This is a genomic window from Pseudomonas lundensis (assembly GCF_002269125.1).
GTDB lineage: Bacteria > Pseudomonadota > Gammaproteobacteria > Pseudomonadales > Pseudomonadaceae > Aquipseudomonas > Aquipseudomonas lundensis_A.
Map to the genome: position 1 here is coordinate 80,282 of NZ_NQKI01000001.1, position 16,767 is coordinate 97,048.

The window sequence follows — 16,767 nt, forward strand, 5'->3', positions numbered from 1 at the left end:
ATGACGCCTACAGATGCCAAGCGCCCGCTGCAGCTCAATGATCAGGGCCAGCTGCGCCACTTTCTGTCGCTCGACGGCCTGTCCCGAGAGCTGCTGACAGAGATCCTCGACACCGCCGACTCATTCCTTGAGGTCGGCGCCCGGGCCGTGAAAAAAGTCCCGTTGCTGCGCGGCAAGACCGTGTGCAATGTGTTCTTCGAAAACTCCACCCGCACCCGTACCACCTTTGAAATGGCAGCTCAGCGCCTGTCTGCCGACGTGATCACACTCAACGTGTCGACCTCCTCGGCAAGCAAGGGCGAAACCCTGCTCGATACCTTGCGCAACCTTGAAGCCATGGCTGCTGACATGTTCGTGGTGCGCCACGGCGATTCGGGGGCGGCGCATTTCATCGCCGAACACGTCTGCCCGCAGGTCGCGATCATCAACGGCGGCGACGGCCGTCATGCGCACCCGACCCAGGGCATGCTCGACATGCTGACCATCCGCCGTCACAAGGGTGGGTTTGAGAACCTGTCGGTGGCCATCGTCGGTGACATCCTGCACTCGCGGGTGGCGCGGTCGAACATGATCGCGCTCAAAACGTTGGGCTGTCAGGACATTCGCGTTATCGCACCGAAAACCCTGCTGCCCGTCGGCATCGAGCAATACGGGGTCAAGGTTTACACCGACATGACTGAAGGCCTGAAGGACGTCGACGTGGTGATCATGTTGCGCCTGCAACGCGAACGCATGTCCGGCGGCCTGCTGCCGAGCGAAGGCGAGTTCTATCGCCTGTTCGGCCTGACCACTGCCCGGCTGGCGGGTGCCAAACCCGATTGCATCGTCATGCACCCCGGCCCGATCAACCGTGGCGTGGAGATTGAGTCGGCGGTGGCCGATGGCCCCCACTCGGTGATTCTCAATCAGGTGACCTACGGCATCGCCGTGCGCATGGCGGTGTTGTCCATGACCATGAGCGGGCAAACGGCCCAGCGCCAATTCGAACAGGAGAACGCCCAGTGAAGCTCAGCATTCTCGGCGCCCGTGTAATAGACCCCGCCAGCCAGCTGGATCAGATCACCGACCTGCACCTGGAAGCCGGCAAAATCGTCGCCATGGGCGCAGCCCCGGCCGGTTTCACGCCGACCCGCACGCTAGACGCCAAAGGCCTGGTGGCGGCCCCCGGGCTGGTGGACTTGAACGTTGCCCTGCGCGAGCCGGGTTACAGCCGCAAAGGCACGATTGCCAGCGAAACCCGTGCCGCCGCAGCCGGTGGTGTGACCAGCCTATGCTGCCCGCCGCGCACCAAACCGGTGCTCGACACTTCGGCAGTGGCGGAGCTAATCCTCGACCGCGCCCGCGAAGCCGGCAACTGCAAAGTGTTCCCCATCGGAGCGCTGAGCAAGGGGCTGGAAGGCGAGCAACTGGCTGAACTGATCGCCCTGCGCGATGCCGGGTGCGTAGCGTTCGGCAATGGCCTCACCAGCTTCAGCAACACGCGCACCTTGTGCCGCGCGCTGGAATACGCCGCCACCTTCGACCTGACCGTGATTTTCCACTCTCAAGACCGTGACCTGGCTGAAGGCGGCCTGGCCCACGATGGCCCGATGGCCGCATTCCGTGGACTGCCCGGCATACCTGAAACGGCCGAAACCGTAGCGCTGGCCCGCGACCTGTTGCTGGTCGAACAAAGCGGCGTGCGGGCGCACTTCAGCCAACTGACCAGCGCACGCGGCGTCGCTTTGATCGCGCAAGCTCAGGCGCGCGGCCTCAAGGTCACTGCCGATGTGGCGCTGTATCAATTGATTCTGACCGACGAAGCGCTGGTGGACTTCTCCAGCGTCTACCACGTGCAACCGCCGCTGCGCACCCGTGCCGACCGTGACGGACTGCGTGAAGCAGTCAAATCCGGCGTGGTACAAGCCATTTCCAGCCATCACCAACCCCATGAACGGGACGCCAAGCTGGCACCGTTCGGCGCCACCGAGCCAGGCATGAGCAGCGTAGAGCTGTTGTTGCCTTTGGCGATGACGTTGGTTGAAGACGGTTTACTGGACTTGCCGACCTTGTTGGCGCGTTTGAGCACAGGCCCGGCAGATGCCTTGAGCCTGCCAGCGGGTCGCTTGAGTGTCGGGTCGGCTGCCGATCTGGTGCTGTTCGATCCGGGTGCTTCAACCGTGGCCGGTGAAAAATGGCTCTCCAAAGGCGATAACTGCCCGTTCCTGGGCCATTGCCTGCCGGGCGCCGTACGCTACACGCTGGTGGACGGTCGAATCAGCTACGAAGGCTAAGGGGTCGCCCTACACCTCCACCCCAGCCTCCGGGAGAGGCTTGGGGTGAGGGTTTTAGCGCTTAACGGCGCTCGGCATTCTTGATCGAGATCTGGGTATTCAATGTCCAGAAATCGTACAGGACACCAATCAGAAACAACCCGCCCGTGAACAGGTAGATGATTCCGGTGATCCATTTACCCATGTACATGCGGTGCAGGCCGAATACCCCCAGAAACGTCAGCAGAATCCACGCCACGCTGTAGTCGGTATTACCCGATGTAAAGCGCAGGTCCGCTTCGCGGTCCATGCTCGGGATCAGGAACAGGTCAATCAGCCAGCCAATGCCCAACAAGCCCAGGGTGAAGAACCAGATGGTCCCGGTAACCGGCTTGCCGTAATAGAAGCGGTGTGCTCCCAGAAATCCGAAAATCCACAGCAAATAACCCAGTACCTTGCTGTGAGTATCGTGTTGTACATCGTCCCGATAGCCGCTCATTGATGCCCCCTTGGGTATCGATAGAAAAAATTTACAGTTTTTTTGTGACTTTTTTACTGTCTCGCAACAGGTAAAAGTCTGTTGCAGGATTTCGCGCAAACCCTTGTGCTATCTGGCCTGCGCAGTCGTCATGTGACAATTTGCCACTGCTTTGGCGGTTTTTGACCCCCCGATCCAATCGACAAACGGCCTGAGAAAGGACCTAAAAGCTGTTATAAAGTTGCGCGCTTAACCACATAGAGCCCTGCCGAATGCGTCCTTTATTCAAGACATGGCTAACCATTTGCCTATTACTGCCACTGGCCGCCCACGCCACCAATCGTGAGCAACGTCTTCCTTCAGGCTTCACCGGTTACACCGCAAAGTCATCTGCGAGTGCTCCGTTTGTTGCCTCTAACAGCAAAACCGTAACACGTCCGACCTCCAGTAAAGTTCATCGCAAAGCCCCCGGCAAAATTGCGACCCCTGCTCTGGTAGCGGCCAACAAACAAAGCAGCACCGTGCTGAGCCGTGCAGTCAACGTGCTGGGTACGCCTTATCGTTGGGGCGGCAGCAGCCCAAGTAAAGGCTTTGATTGCAGCGGATTGGTCAAATACGCGTTCAATGATGTGGCGGCGGTCAATCTGCCCCGCAGCTCCAGCGCCATGGCCAGCGGCCACGGCCAGAAAGTCGACCGCAAGGACTTGAAGCCCGGCGACCTGCTGTTTTTCAACATCAAGAGCCGCAAGGTCAACCATGTAGCCATTTACCTGGGCAATGACCGGTTTATCCATGCGCCACGTCGCGGCAAGTCGGTGACCATCGACACACTGAAAAAACCGTACTGGCAGAGCCACTATGTGGTCGCCAAACGCGTATTGCCTAAAGAGCAAACCAACCTGCGGGTTGCGCAGCGCTAACTGGTCTGGATGACGGACGCCATTTGCGCCACTTTGTTTTCCCGAATCAGGTTCCTGATCGCAGGCGTGCCAAGCATGATTTCGTGTGCCGCAATGCGCCCGCCGCCTTTTTTCTTGAGCAACGTCTGACAGACCACTGCCTGCAGTGATTCAGACAACATCGCCCGCACCATGGCTTTTTCTTCTGCCGGAAACACATCGACGATACGGTCAATGGTTTTGGCCGCACTGGGCGTGTGCAACGTGGCGAACACCAGGTGTCCGGTTTCCGCAGCAGTGAGGGCCAAGCGGATGCTGTCGAGGTCGCGCATTTCACCCAGCAGAATCACGTCCGGGTCTTCACGCAGTGCTGAGCGCAGTGCGTTGGCGAAACTGTGGGTGTCACGGTGCACTTCGCGCTGGTTGATCAGGCAGCGGCGCGATACGTGGATGAATTCAATCGGGTCTTCAATGGTAAGGATGTGTTGCTGACGCGTGCTGTTCAGGTGATCGATGATGGCGGCCAACGTGGTGGTTTTGCCTGAGCCCGTCGCGCCGGTGATCAAGACCAAACCGCAGGGCAGGCCGAACAGCGGGCTCAGGACGTGTTCCAAACCCAGTGATGCCAGGCTCGGCACCGTCGCGCCAATACTGCGCATCACCGCAGCGGGGCCATGCTGTTGCCTGAAGGCATTCACTCGAAACCGCCCCAGCCCCGGCGCGGTGTATGAAAAATCAGCTTCGTGGGTTGCCTCAAAGGCACCCCGCTGCGACTCATTCATCATGCTGTGGATAAGTTCGTGTACACGCTGCGCACTCACGCTCGGCAGCTCGCAACGCTGCATGTCGCCATCTATGCGCAGCATCGGCACCATGCCCGCAGACACGTGCACGTCCGATGCTCCGCGTTTTACACATAAGGCCAACAGGTCGGCGATATCCATCCCCCCTCCCAATTCCAGTAGAATGCCGCAGACTTTCACCACGGCGGGCTTAATTGAATGTCCACGATAGCTGACAACATTGCTCAGGTTGAGGCGCGCATCCGCGCAGCCGCACTGGCTGTGCAACGCGATGTAACGAGCGTTCACTTACTGGCGGTCAGCAAGACCAAACCCGCCGCCGCGCTGCGTGAAGCATATGCCGCCGGGCTCCGCAACTTTGGCGAAAACTACCTGCAGGAAGCGCGCGCCAAACAGGTCGAATTAGCTGACCTGCCCTTGTGTTGGCACTTCATCGGCCCCATTCAATCGAACAAGACGCGTGACATCGCTGAGCATTTTGCGTGGGTGCACTCCGTAGACCGCCTTAAAATTGCTCAGCGTCTGTCGCAACAGCGGCCAAATGAGCTGCCACCGTTGAACATTTGCATTCAGGTGAACGTCAGCGGCGAGGCCAGCAAGTCCGGGTGTACCCCGACGGACCTGCCCGCGCTGGCGGAAGCGATCAATGGATTGCCGCGCTTGAAGCTGCGCGGGCTGATGGCGATTCCAGAGCCTACCGACGACCGCGCCGAACAGGACGCAGCGTTTGCGAAAGTCCGTGAACTGCAACACAGCCTGGACATGGGGCTCGACACACTTTCGATGGGCATGAGCCACGACCTTGAGTCGGCCATTGCCCAAGGTGCCACTTGGGTGCGGATCGGTACTGCACTGTTTGGCGCTCGCGACTACAGTCAGGCCTGAAAAGGTCTGCCTCACACTTATAAGGATCTGTCATGAGCAAGACGCGTATTGCCTTTATCGGAGCCGGGAACATGGCTTCCAGCTTGATTGGCGGCCTGCTGGCCAAAGGTCTGGACGCAGCACAGATCCGCGCCAGCGATCCTGGCGCCGAGACCCGCGCCAACGTAGCGGCTGAACACGGCATCGAATTGTTCGCTGATAACGCCCAAGCCGTTCAGGACGCTGACGTGATTGTGATTGCGGTCAAGCCGCAGGCCATGAAGGCTGTGTGCCAAGACCTGCGACCGCACCTCAAACCCAAGCAACTGCTGGTGTCGATTGCTGCCGGTATCACCTCTTCCAGCCTGCTGCAGTGGCTGGGCACGCAACCGTTGGTGCGCTGCATGCCCAACACGCCTGCCCTGTTGGGCAAGGGTGTCAGCGGTCTGTACGCCACTGATGACGTCACCCAAGAGCAACGCGCGATGGCCGACGAGTTGTTGAGCGCTGTGGGCGTTGTGGTCTGGGTCGAGACAGAAGCCCAGATCGATGCGGTAACGGCAGTATCGGGCAGCGGCCCGGCGTATTTCTTCCTGTTGATTGAAGCCATGACCAACGCGGGCGTGAAGCTGGGCCTGAGCCATGACGTCGCGGAGAAACTGGCCGAGCAAACAGCGCTGGGCGCCGCCTGCATGGCTGTTGACAGTGATGCCGACGCGGCCGAGTTGCGTCGTCGCGTGACCTCGCCAGCAGGCACCACTGAAGCTGCAATCAAGTCATTCCAGGCCAGTGGTTTTGAAGCAACGGTCGAAAAAGCATTGAGTGCCGCCGCGCACCGCTCGGCCGAAATGGCCGAACAACTGGGTCAATAAAGGAGCAAATGATGTCAGGACTTAATGGCGCTGCCATTTTTGTGGTTCAAACCCTGGGCAGCCTGTATTTGCTGGTCGTGCTGTTGCGATTCATCCTGCAACTGGTACGCGCCAACTTCTACAACCCGATCTGCCAGTTCATCGTCAAGGCCACGCAAACCCTGCTCAAGCCAATGCGCCGCGTGATTCCAAGCATTTTCGGCCTGGACATGTCGTCGCTGGTGCTGGCCATTCTGGTGCAAATGGTGGTGTTCGCCATCGTGCTGACCTTGAGTTACATCCCGTTCAACATCCTCGGGCTGCTGCTGTGGTCGATCATCGGTGTGACGGCGCTGTTCCTGAAGGTGTTCTTCTTCGCCATGATCATCAGCGTGATTCTGTCGTGGGTGGCACCGGGCAGCACCAGCCCCGGCGCCGAACTGGTCAATCAGATCACCGAGCCAGCCCTGGCCCCGTTCCGTCGCTTTCTGCCGAACTTGGGCGGTCTGGATATCTCGCCGATCCTCGCGTTCATGGTTATCCAACTGATCCAGAGCTACGTGATCCCGCCATTGGCCATGTACGTCGGTATGCCGCCTGAGCTGTTCGGCCTGATCTGATGAGTTATTTCCGCTGGGACGGTGACGACCTGATTCTTGACTGTCATTTGCAACCCAAGGCCAGCAGCGATGAGTTCGCTGGCCTGCACGGTGACCGCCTGAAAATCCGTCTCACCGCCCCGCCGGTTGAAGGCAAGGCCAACGCCCATTTGATGGCCTTTCTTGCCAAAGCGTTCGGCATCTCTAAAAGTCAGGTCAGCCTGATCAGTGGCGAGCTCAACCGACAGAAACGGGTACGCCTGCACAGCCCCAAAAAACTGCCGGTGCTTCCCGGGTTGATCCGTCCCGACCTCTGACGCCAAACCTGTTTGCACAGGCTGCGACAGGCTGCAAAACGGCCTTTAGGGCAGCATGGATGCGCTGCCAAAGGGTTTTGCACCATTGCTTGCCGCTCGCTGCCCCGCTCATTAGACTTACGCCTCATTTAAATGAGAGCAGGGTCGATGCCAGCTGCCTTTCCCCCCGATTCCGTTGGTCTGGTTGTGCCGCAAGTTGCACATTTCAGCGAACCGCTGGCACTTGCGTGCGGCCGCTCACTGCCAGCCTATGACCTGATTTACGAAACCTACGGCCAGCTCAATGCGTCGGCCAGCAATGCCGTGCTCATTTGCCACGCGCTGTCAGGCCATCATCACGCCGCCGGGTATCACAGCGTCGACGACCGCAAGCCTGGCTGGTGGGACAGCTGTATTGGTCCCGGCAAGCCCATCGACACCCACAAATTCTTCGTGGTCAGCCTCAACAACCTCGGCGGTTGTAACGGTTCGACCGGCCCGAGCAGCATCGACCCTGAGACCGGTCGCCCATTTGGCGCATCGTTCCCTGTGTTGACCGTTGAAGACTGGGTGCACAGCCAGGCCCGCCTGTCTGACCGCCTGGGCATTTCACAGTGGGCAGCCGTCATTGGTGGCAGCCTTGGCGGGATGCAGGCATTGCAGTGGAGCATCAGCTACCCCGACCGCCTGCGCCATTGCCTGGCCATCGCCTCGGCACCGAAGCTCTCGGCACAAAACATCGCGTTCAACGAAGTCGCGCGTCAGGCCATCCTCACCGACCCTGAATTCCACGGCGGGTCGTTTCAGGAACAGGGCGTCATCCCCAAACGCGGCTTGATGCTGGCGCGTATGGTCGGTCACATCACGTACCTGTCGGATGACTCGATGGGCGAAAAATTCGGACGCGGCCTGAAGAACGAAAACCTTAACTACGACTTTCACAGCGTCGAGTTTCAGGTTGAGAGCTATTTGCGCTACCAGGGCGAAGAGTTCTCCGGGCGTTTCGATGCCAACACCTATTTGCTGATGACCAAGGCGCTGGACTACTTCGACCCGGCGGCGAACTTCGATGACGATCTGGCCAAAACCTTCGCTGGCGCCAAGGCACGCTTTTGCGTGATGTCGTTCACCACTGACTGGCGCTTCTCGCCCGCCCGCTCGCGGGAGCTGGTGGATGCGTTGATGGCGGCCAAAAAGGACGTGTGCTACCTGGAGATCGATGCGCCGCAAGGCCATGACGCCTTCCTGATCCCGATCCCGCGCTACCTGCAAGCCTTCAGCAACTACATGAACCGTATTGAACTGTGAGAACGCCATGAGAGCCGACCTGGAAATCATCCAAGACTGGATCCCCGCCGGCAGCCGTGTGCTCGACCTCGGCTGCGGTGATGGCGAATTACTGAGCTGGCTGCGCGACAACAAGCAAGTCACCGGCTACGGCCTGGAAAACGACCCGGACAACATTGCGGAGTGTGTCGCAAAAGGCATCAACGTTATCGAACAGGATCTCGACAAAGGGCTGGGCAACTTTGCCAGCAACAGTTTCGACATCGTGGTCATGACCCAAGCGTTGCAAGCCGTGCACTACCCCGACCGGATCCTCGACGAAATGCTGCGGGTTGGCCGTCAATGCATCATCACCTTCCCGAACTTCGGACACTGGCGCTGCCGATGGTATCTGGCCAGTAAAGGCCGCATGCCTGTTTCCGAGTTCTTGCCGTACACCTGGTACAACACGCCGAACATTCACTTCTGCACCTTTGAAGACTTCGAAGCACTGTGCCGTGAGCGTGAAGCGCAGGTCATCAACCGTCTTGCCGTAGATCAACAACACCGACACGGGTGGGCGAGCAAGTTATGGCCTAACCTGTTGGGCGAGATTGGCATTTACCGTGTCAGCAGTCCTGGCCTTCAGGACCATAACGTCGCGGTTTAACAGGTTCGTTCAAAGGAGAAAGACAATGGGTCGTATTGGATTACTAGTGCTTTCAATGTGTTTTGGCGCGCAGGCCATGGCGGCCGACGTCAATCCTGCCCAACGGCAGCAGACGTTTGGTGACATGACGGTGTATTACAACGCGTTCCCGTCTACTTTTCTGACGCCTGAAATTGCAAAAAAAGTTGAGGTTTCGCGCGGCAAGCAAAACGCAGTGCTGAACATCACCATCAACAAAGCAGGCAAAAATATTCCGGCCAATGTGCAGGGCACCTTTAAAACCGGTGATAAAGAGTCAAAAAGCCTGAATTTCCGCCAAGTCGGTCAAGATGGGGAAATCAACTATCTGGCGCAATTTCCTGTCACAGGCCCACAAACCTTCACGTTCAACGTGACGGTAAAAGCTGGCGGGGCGAGCGCTGAAACAATCGAATTTACTCAAATGGTCGCACCAATCGAATGATGAACTTCACGCAACTGGTACTCGCCAGTCACAACGCAGGCAAACTCAAAGAACTTCAGGCCATGCTCGGCGAGTCGGTGCAGTTGCGCTCGATTGGAGAGTTCAGCAGCGTCGAGCCGGAAGAAACCGGCTTGTCGTTTGTTGAAAACGCCATTCTTAAAGCCCGCAATGCAGCGCGCATTTCCGGCCTGCCTGCGCTGGCGGACGACTCGGGGCTGGCGGTGGACTATCTTGGCGGCGCACCCGGCATTTACTCTGCCCGCTATGCCGATGGCCAGGGCGATGCGGCGAACAACGCCAAACTGCTCGACGCCCTCAAAGACGTACCTCAAGCCGAACGAGGCGCCCAGTTTGTCTGCGTGCTGGCCTTGGTCCGCCACGCTGACGATCCGTTGCCGATCCTCTGCGAAGGCTTGTGGCACGGGCGCATTCTGCCCGCTGCCAGCGGTGAGCATGGCTTTGGCTACGACCCGCTGTTCTGGGTGCCTGAGCGCAACTGCTCCAGCGCCGAACTCAGCCCGTCGGAAAAGAACCAGCTCAGTCACCGGGCTCGTGCCATGGCTTTGCTGCGCCAGCGTCTGGGCCTGAAATGACCCACGACACACCTCCCCAGCCGCTCTACCTCGGAGCGGCTGGCTTTTCTCAGCAGGCGCCCCGAGCGCCACTGACGCAACTGCCGCCGCTGTCGCTGTATATCCACATCCCGTGGTGCGTGCGCAAATGCCCGTATTGCGACTTCAATTCCCATACCGCCAGCCCGGTGCTGCCCGAAGAAGCGTATGTGGACGCGCTGCTGGCCGATCTCGATCAGGACCTGCACGCGGTGTATGGGCGCGAGCTGAGCTCCATTTTCTTTGGTGGCGGCACTCCCAGCCTGTTCAGCGCCCAGGCGTTGGGGCGTCTGCTCAAGGGTGTTGAAGCACGCATTCCGTTCGCCAGCGATATCGAGATCACCCTCGAGGCCAATCCCGGCACGTTCGAGCAGGAAAAGTTCGTGGCCTACCGCGCACTGGGAATCAATCGACTGTCGATTGGTATCCAGAGTTTTCAGCAAGAAAAACTCAAGGCGCTGGGGCGTATCCATAACGGCGACGAAGCCGTGCGGGCCGCCGGCATGGCGCGTCAGGCCGGGTTTGACAACTTCAACCTGGACTTGATGCACGGCTTGCCCGATCAGTCGCTGGACGACGCCCTGAGCGACCTGCGCCAGGCCATTGCCCTCAAGCCGACACATCTGTCGTGGTATCAGCTAACCCTTGAGCCCAACACGGTGTTCTGGAACCAGCCGCCAACCCTGCCGGAAGACGACACGCTGTGGGACATTCAAGAGGCGGGGCAAGCCCTGCTCGCCGAACACGGCTACGCACAGTACGAAGTGTCGGCCTACGCCCAGCCCGGCCGAGCTGCGCGGCATAACCTCAATTACTGGAGCTTTGGCGACTTCATTGGCATTGGCGCCGGTGCCCATGGCAAGTTGAGCCATCCCGACGGCCGCATCGTGCGCACCTGGAAAACCCGCCTGCCAAAGGACTACCTCAATCCAACGAAGAACTTTCAGGCTGGCGAGAAAATACTGACTGCCGAAGAGCTACCGTTTGAGTTTCTAATGAACGCCTTGCGCCTGACAGACGGCGTTGATTCAGCCCTTTATCCGCTGCGTACGGGCCTTCCCCTCGACAGCTTGAACGCCGGGCGCGACGCCGCCGAACAAAGTGGCTTATTGCAGGTCGAACCGACACGCCTGGCGGCGACTGCCCGAGGCCAGCTGTTTCTCAATGACCTGTTGCAGCATTTTTTGACCTAAGGAAATCGAATGGACTTGGTACTCGACCTGCTTGCCACGGTATCGCGCTGGAGCCGCAGCCACCTTTCAGAGATCTCTCTGGCATTGATTGGCTGTTTGCTGGTGCTGTTTGGCGCTGACTTCAAGAGCTGGGTCGAGCAACGTCTGGGCAGTATCGCCGGTGCCTTGCGCGTCTCGCTGATGGCATTGCTGTGCCTGATCGGTAGCGGCGCAGCATTGATCTACGCAACGCCGTGGGTCGAGCGCGGCCTGAGCCAGTTCAACAACTACAGCCTGGCGCCGGTACTGGTTGTGGTGCTGGTGCTGATCGGCGTGGTGGCTGATCGTCGTTAACACGTGACTGGCAGCGATGGCCGGGGTGTCGCAACCCCGCAGAAAGCAGCAGATTGTGGGCTACGCTTGGGTATCGCTTGATACGTGAGCCCTGCCCATGCCGAAGCTTTTGAATGGCAATCTTGATGCGCTGAAAGTGGTGTTGGCGATCTGTGTCGTTGCACTGCACTGCAAGGTACTCGGCGGCAATGACACGGCCGTCGGTTACATGCTGGGCAACGGGCTGTTTCGGGTCGCGGTCCCCGTCTTCTTTATCATCAACGGCTACTACCTGTTCCACACCCTTAACGAAGGCCACTCATTCGGTAAGTGGTTCAAGCGCGGACTGTGGATGTACCTCTTCTGGATGCTGGTCTACAGCCCGTTTTACGTCGACCCTGCGACGCTGGGCTCTCTAAAAGGCGTGCTCTGGATCATCAAGTCGTTGCTGATCGGTTATTTCCACCTCTGGTATCTGGTGGGCATGCTCGGCGGTGGACTGATGCTGTATGCACTGCGTAAAACGTCGACTCAGCGGCTGGTCACACTGGCCCTGATCGCCTATATGATCGGCCTGACGCTGCAATATGCGCGTGTTTATTACGTGCTACCCAACCCCTTCCTGCAACACTTCAATCAAAACGACTATGCCGCCCGTAACTTCCTGTTCATGGGTTTCCCGTTCATGTGCATGGGGTTTGTGTTTGCCAGGCATCAGGTCGCACAAACAGTGAAACGCCCTTGGGTGTGGGGCTGGCTGGTGGCCGGTACGGCACTGATGCTGACCGAGTCGTACATCAATTACTCGCTGCGGGCCAATCCGCAGGTGTATTTCGACTTCATGTTTTCATTGCCCATTCTCACCCCCGCCTTGTTTCTACTGGCGTGCGTGTATTTTCGGGCGTCCACCCGCAACACTGCGGCCAAGGTGTCTTCGGCGGTGTATTACATCCACCCGATGTTTATTTTGGGGGCACTGGCGGTCGGCATGGCGTACGGCAACCTGCTAGCGCTCGTGGTCATCGCCTTGGCGCTGGCAGCCGCCCCGGTGCTGATTCTGCTGAGCAAACGCTTAAGGTTTGTTTTGTGATGCAGTGCGACGGACGTCGCCTAAAGAAACTGGCCCCCGAACGGAGGCCAGTCATTGAAAAACGGCTTAGGCCAGTTTTTCGAACTTCAAGTCCCACACGCCGTGCCCAAGGCGTTCGCCGCGGCGTTCGAACTTGGTGACCGGGCGCTCAGGAGGGCGCGGTACGCAACGGCCGTCTTCGGCCAGATTGCGGTAACCCGGTGCCACGTTCATGACTTCCAGCATGTACTCGGCATAGGGTTCCCAGTCGGTGGCCATGTGCAACACACCGCCTGCCTTGAGCTTGGAACGCACCAGTTCTGCGAACGATGCCTGCACAATGCGACGCTTGTGGTGGCGACTCTTGTGCCATGGGTCCGGGAAGAACAGCAACAGACGGTCCAGGCTGTTATCGGCTACACAGCGCGTCAAGACCTCGATGGCGTCGCAATCGTACACACGCAGATTGGTCAGGCCCTGTGTCAGCACGCCATTAAGCAATGCGCCCACGCCCGGACGGTGAACTTCAACCCCGATAAAATCCTGCTCCGGCGACGCTGCCGCCATCTCCAGCAGGGAATGCCCCATGCCAAAGCCGATTTCCAGCGTACGCGGCGCAGAACGGCCAAAGACCTGATCAAAATCGACCGGCGCATCAGCCAGTGGCAAAACGTACAACGGCGCACCTTGATCGAGGCCGCGTTGCTGACCTTCAGTCATGCGCCCGGCGCGCATGACAAAGCTCTTGATGCGACGGTGCTGGCGATCTTCGCCTTCTTCCGGGGTTGGGGTATCGAGTGGTTCAGTCATCAGGGGCTCTTACTTGATCAGACCATCCAGCGGCGAGGAGGCGCTGGCATAGAGTTTTTTCGGCATACGACCGGCCAGATAGGCCAGACGACCTGCCTCAATGGCGTATTTCATGGCCTGGGCCATGAGGATCGGGTGCTGGGCATTGGCGATGGCCGAATTCATCAGCACCGCTTCGCAGCCCATTTCCATGGCGATTGTCGCGTCGGAGGCCGTGCCCACGCCCGCGTCCACCAGCACCGGAATGTTGGCTTCTTCAAGGATGACCCGCAGGTTATACGGGTTGCAGATGCCCAAACCGCTGCCAATCAGGCCAGCCAGAGGCATCACGGCCACGCAGCCCATGGCTTCAAGCTCACGGGCGATGATCGGGTCATCACTGGTATAAACCATCACGTCGAAACCTTCCTTGACCAGTACTTCAGCGGCCTTGAGGGTTTCGATCACGTTGGGAAACAGGGTTTTCTGGTCGGCCAGCACTTCAAGCTTGACCAGGTTATGGCCATCGAGCAGCTCACGGGCCAGACGGCAGGTGCGCACCGCTTCAATGGCGTCGAAGCAGCCGGCCGTGTTCGGCAAGATGGTGTAGCGGTCTGGCGGCAACACATCGAGCAGGTTCGGTTCACCGGGGTTCTGACCGATGTTGGTGCGACGCACGGCGACCGTAACGATTTCAGCACCCGAGGCCTCAATGGCCAGGCGGGTTTCTTCGAGGTCGCGGTATTTGCCCGTGCCCACCAGCAAACGAGACTGGTAGGTACGGCCGGCCAGGGTAAACGGCTTGTCGCTGCGAACATTGCTCATCGGTAAACCTCTTGAATGTGGATTATCAGTGGCGCTGCGGGGAAGGAACGTCGGCCCGAGGGCTAGCCGCCACCGATGGCGTGGACCACTTCGACCTGATCGCCCTCTTTGAGCACAGTTTCTGCGTGCTGGCTGCGCGGGACGATGTCCAGATTCAGCTCAACCGCCACCCGACGTCCGGCCAATTCACGACGCGCCAAAAGGCCTGCGACGGTCTCGCCATCCGGCAGTTCAAAAGATTCACCGTTCAACTGAATGCGCATGCGCGACGCTGCCTTCATTTTTAGGGGGCCAGCATTCTAGCCCGATCCGTCAGGTCGACCCAAGCCATTCATCTTGCGCCCTCAGCTCAGGCGCCAGGCGGCCAGTCCCAGACACAGCCAGCCCGCCAAAAAAGCCACGCCGCCAATGGGGGTGATGATCCCCAGCTTGGCAATACCGCTCATCGTCAGCAGGTACAAACTCCCGGAAAACAACACAATTCCCAGCGCGAAACAGAAACCTGCCCACGTCACCAGGCGGCTTTGCAACTGGGTTGCCAGCAACGCCACGCCCAACAGTGCAAGGGTGTGCACCAGTTGATAGGTCACGCCTGTATGAAAAATAGCCAGGTATTGTTCGGTCAAGCGGCCTTTCAAACCGTGCGCTGCAAAGGCGCCCAGCGCCACACCGGTGAATCCAAAGAACGCAGCCAACATTAGAAAAACGCGCAGCATGGGGCACTCCCGTCAGGGTCATCGAATGGCACAGGGTCTGTATAATGGCCCGCTCAACGGGTTCGGCCAAGCCATCTATGCTGCGTTTACTGGTTCATCGTTTGCTCAAAGCCCTGCTGTGGTTCGCTGCCGGCAGTGCATTGCTGGTGCTGATTTTCCGCTGGGTGCCACCGCCGGGCACTGCGCTGATGGTAGAGCGCAAGGTTGAATCGTGGTTCGACGGCCAGCCCATCGACCTGCAACGCAGCTGGCGGCCATGGGACGAGATCTCCAATGACCTGAAAATCGCCGTAATTGCCGGCGAGGACCAGAAATTTGCCGAGCATTGGGGCTTTGACGTGAGTGCCATTCGCGCCGCGTTCGAGCACAACGAGCGCGGAGGCAAGTTGCGCGGAGCCAGCACCCTTAGCCAGCAAGTGTCCAAAAACCTGTTTCTATGGTCAGGCCGCAGTTGGCTGCGCAAGGGGCTGGAAGCCTGGTTCACTGGGCTGATCGAAGTCCTGTGGCCCAAGCAACGGATTCTTGAGGTTTACCTCAACAGCGCCGAGTGGGATGACGGCGTGTTTGGCGCCGAAGCCGCCGCACAACACCATTTTGGCGTGAGCGCTGCCCGGTTGAGCCGTCAGCAGGCCAGCCAATTGGCCGCGGTATTGCCGAACCCGCGCAACTGGAGCGCCGGTCGCCCATCTGCGTATGTGAGCACGCGTGCGGCCTGGATACGCCAGCAAATGCGTCAATTGGGCGGGGACAGTTATCTGGACACCCTGAACAACTCACGCCAGGCGCCTTGGGCCTTGTAACCGCTGACTGGCAGCACCTCAGCGTTATGCGCAAACAAAAACGCCCCGACTCAGCGGGGCGTTTTTTTGTCGGCCGATTTACGCGGCAATCGACAGTTTGAGCTTGTTCATCGCACTTTTTTCAAGCTGACGAATACGCTCGGCAGACACGTTGTACTTTTGTGCCAGGTCATGCAGCGTGGCTTTCTCTTCAGCCAGCCAGCGCTGATAGAGAATGTCGCGGCTGCGTTCGTCCAGCACTTCCAGCGCTTCGTGCAGGTTGCTGGTGGAGTTATCGGTCCAGTCAGCATCTTCCAGTTGACGCGCCGGGTCGTAGCGGTGGTCTTCCAGGTAGTTGGCTGGCGACTGGAACGCACTGTCATCGTCAGCTTCTGCAGCCGGGTCGAACGCCATGTCATGGCCGGTCAACCGGCTTTCCATCTCACGCACTTCGCGAGGTTCAACGCCAAGGCTCTCGGCCACGCGATGAACTTCGTCGTTGTTCAACCACGCCAGACGTTTTTTCTGACTGCGCAGGTTGAAGAACAATTTACGCTGGGCCTTGGTGGTCGCGACTTTCACGATCCGCCAGTTACGCAGGATGAACTCGTGAATTTCGGCCTTGATCCAGTGCACAGCAAACGACACCAGACGCACACCCATTTCAGGGTTGAAGCGTTTTACCGCTTTCATCAGGCCAACATTGCCTTCCTGGATCAGGTCGGCCTGTGCCAGACCATAGCCCGAATAACTACGAGCAATGTGTACTACAAAACGCAGGTGGGCGAGCACCATCTGCCGAGCCGCCTCAAGATCCTGCTTATAATAGAGACTCTCGGCCAGTTCACGCTCCTGCTCCGGCGTCAGCAGTGGAATGCTGTTCACGGTGTTTACGTAGGCCTCAAGGTTCGCACCAGGGACTAACGCATACGCAGGTTGCAAAGAAGTGGTCATACGAAAAACCTCCGACTCACATAACTCGTGCAGTTCAGCACTGCGAAAATTGACCGGGAACCACAAAAAAAGTTCCCA

The 16,767-nt window shown here is 58.9% G+C and carries 21 protein-coding genes and 1 pseudogene; 15 read left to right on the plus strand and 7 right to left on the minus strand.

The window, feature by feature from the left end:
* Window positions 1-1,005 carry an aspartate carbamoyltransferase catalytic subunit gene (locus CJF39_RS00360; RefSeq protein ID WP_047278345.1) on the plus strand — a complete coding sequence of 335 codons (1,005 nt, stop codon included), beginning with the start codon at window positions 1-3 and terminating at the stop codon, window positions 1,003-1,005.
* Window positions 1,002-2,273 carry a dihydroorotase gene (locus tag CJF39_RS00365; RefSeq protein ID WP_094991639.1) on the plus strand — a complete coding sequence of 424 codons (1,272 nt, stop codon included), beginning with the start codon at window positions 1,002-1,004 and terminating at the stop codon, window positions 2,271-2,273. The genes CJF39_RS00360 and CJF39_RS00365 overlap by 4 nt, the downstream gene beginning before the upstream one ends.
* 61 nt (window positions 2,274-2,334) lie before the next feature.
* Here the strand turns inward: CJF39_RS00365 and CJF39_RS00370 are convergent, their stop codons facing one another.
* Window positions 2,335-2,751 carry an NINE protein gene (locus CJF39_RS00370; protein WP_047278349.1) on the minus strand — a complete coding sequence of 139 codons (417 nt, stop codon included), beginning with the start codon at window positions 2,749-2,751 and terminating at the stop codon, window positions 2,335-2,337.
* A gap of 251 nt (window positions 2,752-3,002) precedes the next feature.
* Here CJF39_RS00370 and CJF39_RS00380 point away from each other — a divergent pair, with 251 nt between their 5' ends.
* Entirely contained in the window at window positions 3,003-3,650 is a 648-nt protein-coding gene (locus CJF39_RS00380) for a C40 family peptidase (RefSeq protein WP_094991640.1), read from the plus strand.
* A gap of 2 nt (window positions 3,651-3,652) precedes the next feature.
* On the opposite strand, the pseudogene CJF39_RS00385 reads toward CJF39_RS00380, so the two are convergent.
* Window positions 3,653-4,573: pseudogene (locus tag CJF39_RS00385) on the minus strand (type IV pilus twitching motility protein PilT); the annotation flags it as partial.
* Window positions 4,574-4,630: 57 nt separating this feature from the next.
* On the opposite strand from CJF39_RS00385, the gene CJF39_RS00390 reads away from it, so the two are divergent.
* The 11 genes from CJF39_RS00390 (at window position 4,631) to CJF39_RS00440 (ending at window position 12,647) form a co-directional block, all read left to right on the plus strand.
* Window positions 4,631-5,317 (plus strand): YggS family pyridoxal phosphate-dependent enzyme, encoded by a 687-nt coding sequence (locus tag CJF39_RS00390; protein ID WP_094991642.1) that lies wholly within the window; start codon window positions 4,631-4,633, stop codon window positions 5,315-5,317.
* Window positions 5,318-5,349: 32 nt separating this feature from the next.
* Window positions 5,350-6,168: a pyrroline-5-carboxylate reductase gene (gene proC, locus CJF39_RS00395; protein ID WP_094991643.1), complete on the plus strand. Its 819-nt coding sequence runs from the start codon at window positions 5,350-5,352 to the stop codon at window positions 6,166-6,168.
* A gap of 11 nt (window positions 6,169-6,179) precedes the next feature.
* Window positions 6,180-6,767, plus strand: coding sequence for a YggT family protein (locus CJF39_RS00400; protein WP_094991644.1), 588 nt, complete (start codon window positions 6,180-6,182; stop codon window positions 6,765-6,767).
* The gene (locus CJF39_RS00405) at window positions 6,767-7,063 is read left to right on the plus strand and encodes a DUF167 domain-containing protein (protein WP_094991645.1); all 297 of its coding nucleotides are present in this window, start codon (window positions 6,767-6,769) and stop codon (window positions 7,061-7,063) included. The genes CJF39_RS00400 and CJF39_RS00405 overlap by 1 nt, the downstream gene beginning before the upstream one ends.
* A gap of 147 nt (window positions 7,064-7,210) precedes the next feature.
* Window positions 7,211-8,350 carry a homoserine O-succinyltransferase MetX gene (gene metX, locus CJF39_RS00410; protein WP_094991646.1) on the plus strand — a complete coding sequence of 380 codons (1,140 nt, stop codon included), beginning with the start codon at window positions 7,211-7,213 and terminating at the stop codon, window positions 8,348-8,350.
* A gap of 7 nt (window positions 8,351-8,357) precedes the next feature.
* Window positions 8,358-8,978 carry a methionine biosynthesis protein MetW gene (gene metW / locus CJF39_RS00415; RefSeq protein WP_094991647.1) on the plus strand — a complete coding sequence of 207 codons (621 nt, stop codon included), beginning with the start codon at window positions 8,358-8,360 and terminating at the stop codon, window positions 8,976-8,978.
* Window positions 8,979-9,003: 25 nt separating this feature from the next.
* Entirely contained in the window at window positions 9,004-9,441 is a 438-nt protein-coding gene (locus tag CJF39_RS00420) for a DUF4426 domain-containing protein (RefSeq protein WP_094991648.1), read from the plus strand.
* Window positions 9,438-10,034: an RdgB/HAM1 family non-canonical purine NTP pyrophosphatase gene (rdgB, locus tag CJF39_RS00425; RefSeq protein WP_094991649.1), complete on the plus strand. Its 597-nt coding sequence runs from the start codon at window positions 9,438-9,440 to the stop codon at window positions 10,032-10,034. Before CJF39_RS00420 ends, rdgB begins: the two co-directional genes overlap by 4 nt.
* Window positions 10,031-11,245 carry a radical SAM family heme chaperone HemW gene (hemW, locus tag CJF39_RS00430; protein ID WP_094991650.1) on the plus strand — a complete coding sequence of 405 codons (1,215 nt, stop codon included), beginning with the start codon at window positions 10,031-10,033 and terminating at the stop codon, window positions 11,243-11,245. The genes rdgB and hemW overlap by 4 nt, the downstream gene beginning before the upstream one ends.
* Window positions 11,246-11,254: 9 nt before the next feature.
* Complete coding sequence (locus CJF39_RS00435) at window positions 11,255-11,578, plus strand: DUF3392 domain-containing protein (protein ID WP_094991651.1); 324 nt, start codon at window positions 11,255-11,257, stop codon at window positions 11,576-11,578.
* Window positions 11,579-11,675: 97 nt separating this feature from the next.
* Window positions 11,676-12,647 carry an acyltransferase family protein gene (locus CJF39_RS00440; RefSeq protein ID WP_094991652.1) on the plus strand — a complete coding sequence of 324 codons (972 nt, stop codon included), beginning with the start codon at window positions 11,676-11,678 and terminating at the stop codon, window positions 12,645-12,647.
* A gap of 66 nt (window positions 12,648-12,713) precedes the next feature.
* Here CJF39_RS00440 and trmB read toward each other — a convergent pair whose 3' ends face one another.
* From trmB to CJF39_RS00460, 4 genes are all read right to left on the minus strand, one after another.
* On the minus strand, window positions 12,714-13,436 hold the full coding sequence (gene trmB / locus CJF39_RS00445) for a tRNA (guanosine(46)-N7)-methyltransferase TrmB (RefSeq protein WP_094991653.1): 723 nt from the start codon (window positions 13,434-13,436) through the stop codon (window positions 12,714-12,716).
* Window positions 13,437-13,445: 9 nt separating this feature from the next.
* Window positions 13,446-14,240 carry a thiazole synthase gene (locus tag CJF39_RS00450; RefSeq protein WP_047296120.1) on the minus strand — a complete coding sequence of 265 codons (795 nt, stop codon included), beginning with the start codon at window positions 14,238-14,240 and terminating at the stop codon, window positions 13,446-13,448.
* 62 nt (window positions 14,241-14,302) lie between these two features.
* Window positions 14,303-14,503, minus strand: a complete 201-nt coding sequence (gene thiS, locus CJF39_RS00455; RefSeq protein ID WP_094991654.1) for a sulfur carrier protein ThiS — start codon at window positions 14,501-14,503, stop codon at window positions 14,303-14,305.
* An 81-nt stretch (window positions 14,504-14,584) separates the two neighbouring features.
* Entirely contained in the window at window positions 14,585-14,956 is a 372-nt protein-coding gene (locus tag CJF39_RS00460; protein ID WP_094991655.1) for a DUF423 domain-containing protein, read from the minus strand.
* Window positions 14,957-15,000: 44 nt separating this feature from the next.
* Here CJF39_RS00460 and mtgA point away from each other — a divergent pair, with 44 nt between their 5' ends.
* Window positions 15,001-15,756, plus strand: coding sequence for a monofunctional biosynthetic peptidoglycan transglycosylase (gene mtgA, locus CJF39_RS00465; RefSeq protein WP_094991656.1), 756 nt, complete (start codon window positions 15,001-15,003; stop codon window positions 15,754-15,756).
* 78 nt (window positions 15,757-15,834) lie between these two features.
* Here the strand turns inward: mtgA and rpoH are convergent, their stop codons facing one another.
* Window positions 15,835-16,689, minus strand: coding sequence for an RNA polymerase sigma factor RpoH (rpoH, locus tag CJF39_RS00470; protein WP_094991882.1), 855 nt, complete (start codon window positions 16,687-16,689; stop codon window positions 15,835-15,837).
* Window positions 16,690-16,767 lie beyond the last annotated feature (78 nt).

Excerpts from the sequence above, each read along its gene's own strand:
- CJF39_RS00360 (WP_047278345.1), top strand. The coding sequence starts at position 1 with ATGACGCCTACAGATGCCAAGCGCCCGCTGCAGCTCAATGATCAGGGC.
- CJF39_RS00370 (WP_047278349.1), bottom strand. The coding sequence starts at position 2,751 with ATGAGCGGCTATCGGGACGATGTACAACACGATACTCACAGCAAGGTA.
- CJF39_RS00380 (WP_094991640.1), top strand. The coding sequence starts at position 3,003 with ATGCGTCCTTTATTCAAGACATGGCTAACCATTTGCCTATTACTGCCA.
- CJF39_RS00390 (WP_094991642.1), top strand. The coding sequence starts at position 4,631 with ATGTCCACGATAGCTGACAACATTGCTCAGGTTGAGGCGCGCATCCGC.
- proC (WP_094991643.1), top strand. The coding sequence starts at position 5,350 with ATGAGCAAGACGCGTATTGCCTTTATCGGAGCCGGGAACATGGCTTCC.
- CJF39_RS00400 (WP_094991644.1), top strand. The coding sequence starts at position 6,180 with ATGTCAGGACTTAATGGCGCTGCCATTTTTGTGGTTCAAACCCTGGGC.
- CJF39_RS00405 (WP_094991645.1), top strand. The coding sequence starts at position 6,767 with ATGAGTTATTTCCGCTGGGACGGTGACGACCTGATTCTTGACTGTCAT.
- metX (WP_094991646.1), top strand. The coding sequence starts at position 7,211 with ATGCCAGCTGCCTTTCCCCCCGATTCCGTTGGTCTGGTTGTGCCGCAA.
- metW (WP_094991647.1), top strand. The coding sequence starts at position 8,358 with ATGAGAGCCGACCTGGAAATCATCCAAGACTGGATCCCCGCCGGCAGC.
- CJF39_RS00420 (WP_094991648.1), top strand. The coding sequence starts at position 9,004 with ATGGGTCGTATTGGATTACTAGTGCTTTCAATGTGTTTTGGCGCGCAG.
- rdgB (WP_094991649.1), top strand. The coding sequence starts at position 9,438 with ATGATGAACTTCACGCAACTGGTACTCGCCAGTCACAACGCAGGCAAA.
- hemW (WP_094991650.1), top strand. The coding sequence starts at position 10,031 with ATGACCCACGACACACCTCCCCAGCCGCTCTACCTCGGAGCGGCTGGC.
- CJF39_RS00435 (WP_094991651.1), top strand. The coding sequence starts at position 11,255 with ATGGACTTGGTACTCGACCTGCTTGCCACGGTATCGCGCTGGAGCCGC.
- CJF39_RS00440 (WP_094991652.1), top strand. The coding sequence starts at position 11,676 with ATGCCGAAGCTTTTGAATGGCAATCTTGATGCGCTGAAAGTGGTGTTG.
- trmB (WP_094991653.1), bottom strand. The coding sequence starts at position 13,436 with ATGACTGAACCACTCGATACCCCAACCCCGGAAGAAGGCGAAGATCGC.
- CJF39_RS00450 (WP_047296120.1), bottom strand. The coding sequence starts at position 14,240 with ATGAGCAATGTTCGCAGCGACAAGCCGTTTACCCTGGCCGGCCGTACC.
- thiS (WP_094991654.1), bottom strand. The coding sequence starts at position 14,503 with ATGCGCATTCAGTTGAACGGTGAATCTTTTGAACTGCCGGATGGCGAG.
- CJF39_RS00460 (WP_094991655.1), bottom strand. The coding sequence starts at position 14,956 with ATGCTGCGCGTTTTTCTAATGTTGGCTGCGTTCTTTGGATTCACCGGT.
- mtgA (WP_094991656.1), top strand. The coding sequence starts at position 15,001 with ATGGCCCGCTCAACGGGTTCGGCCAAGCCATCTATGCTGCGTTTACTG.
- rpoH (WP_094991882.1), bottom strand. The coding sequence starts at position 16,689 with ATGACCACTTCTTTGCAACCTGCGTATGCGTTAGTCCCTGGTGCGAAC.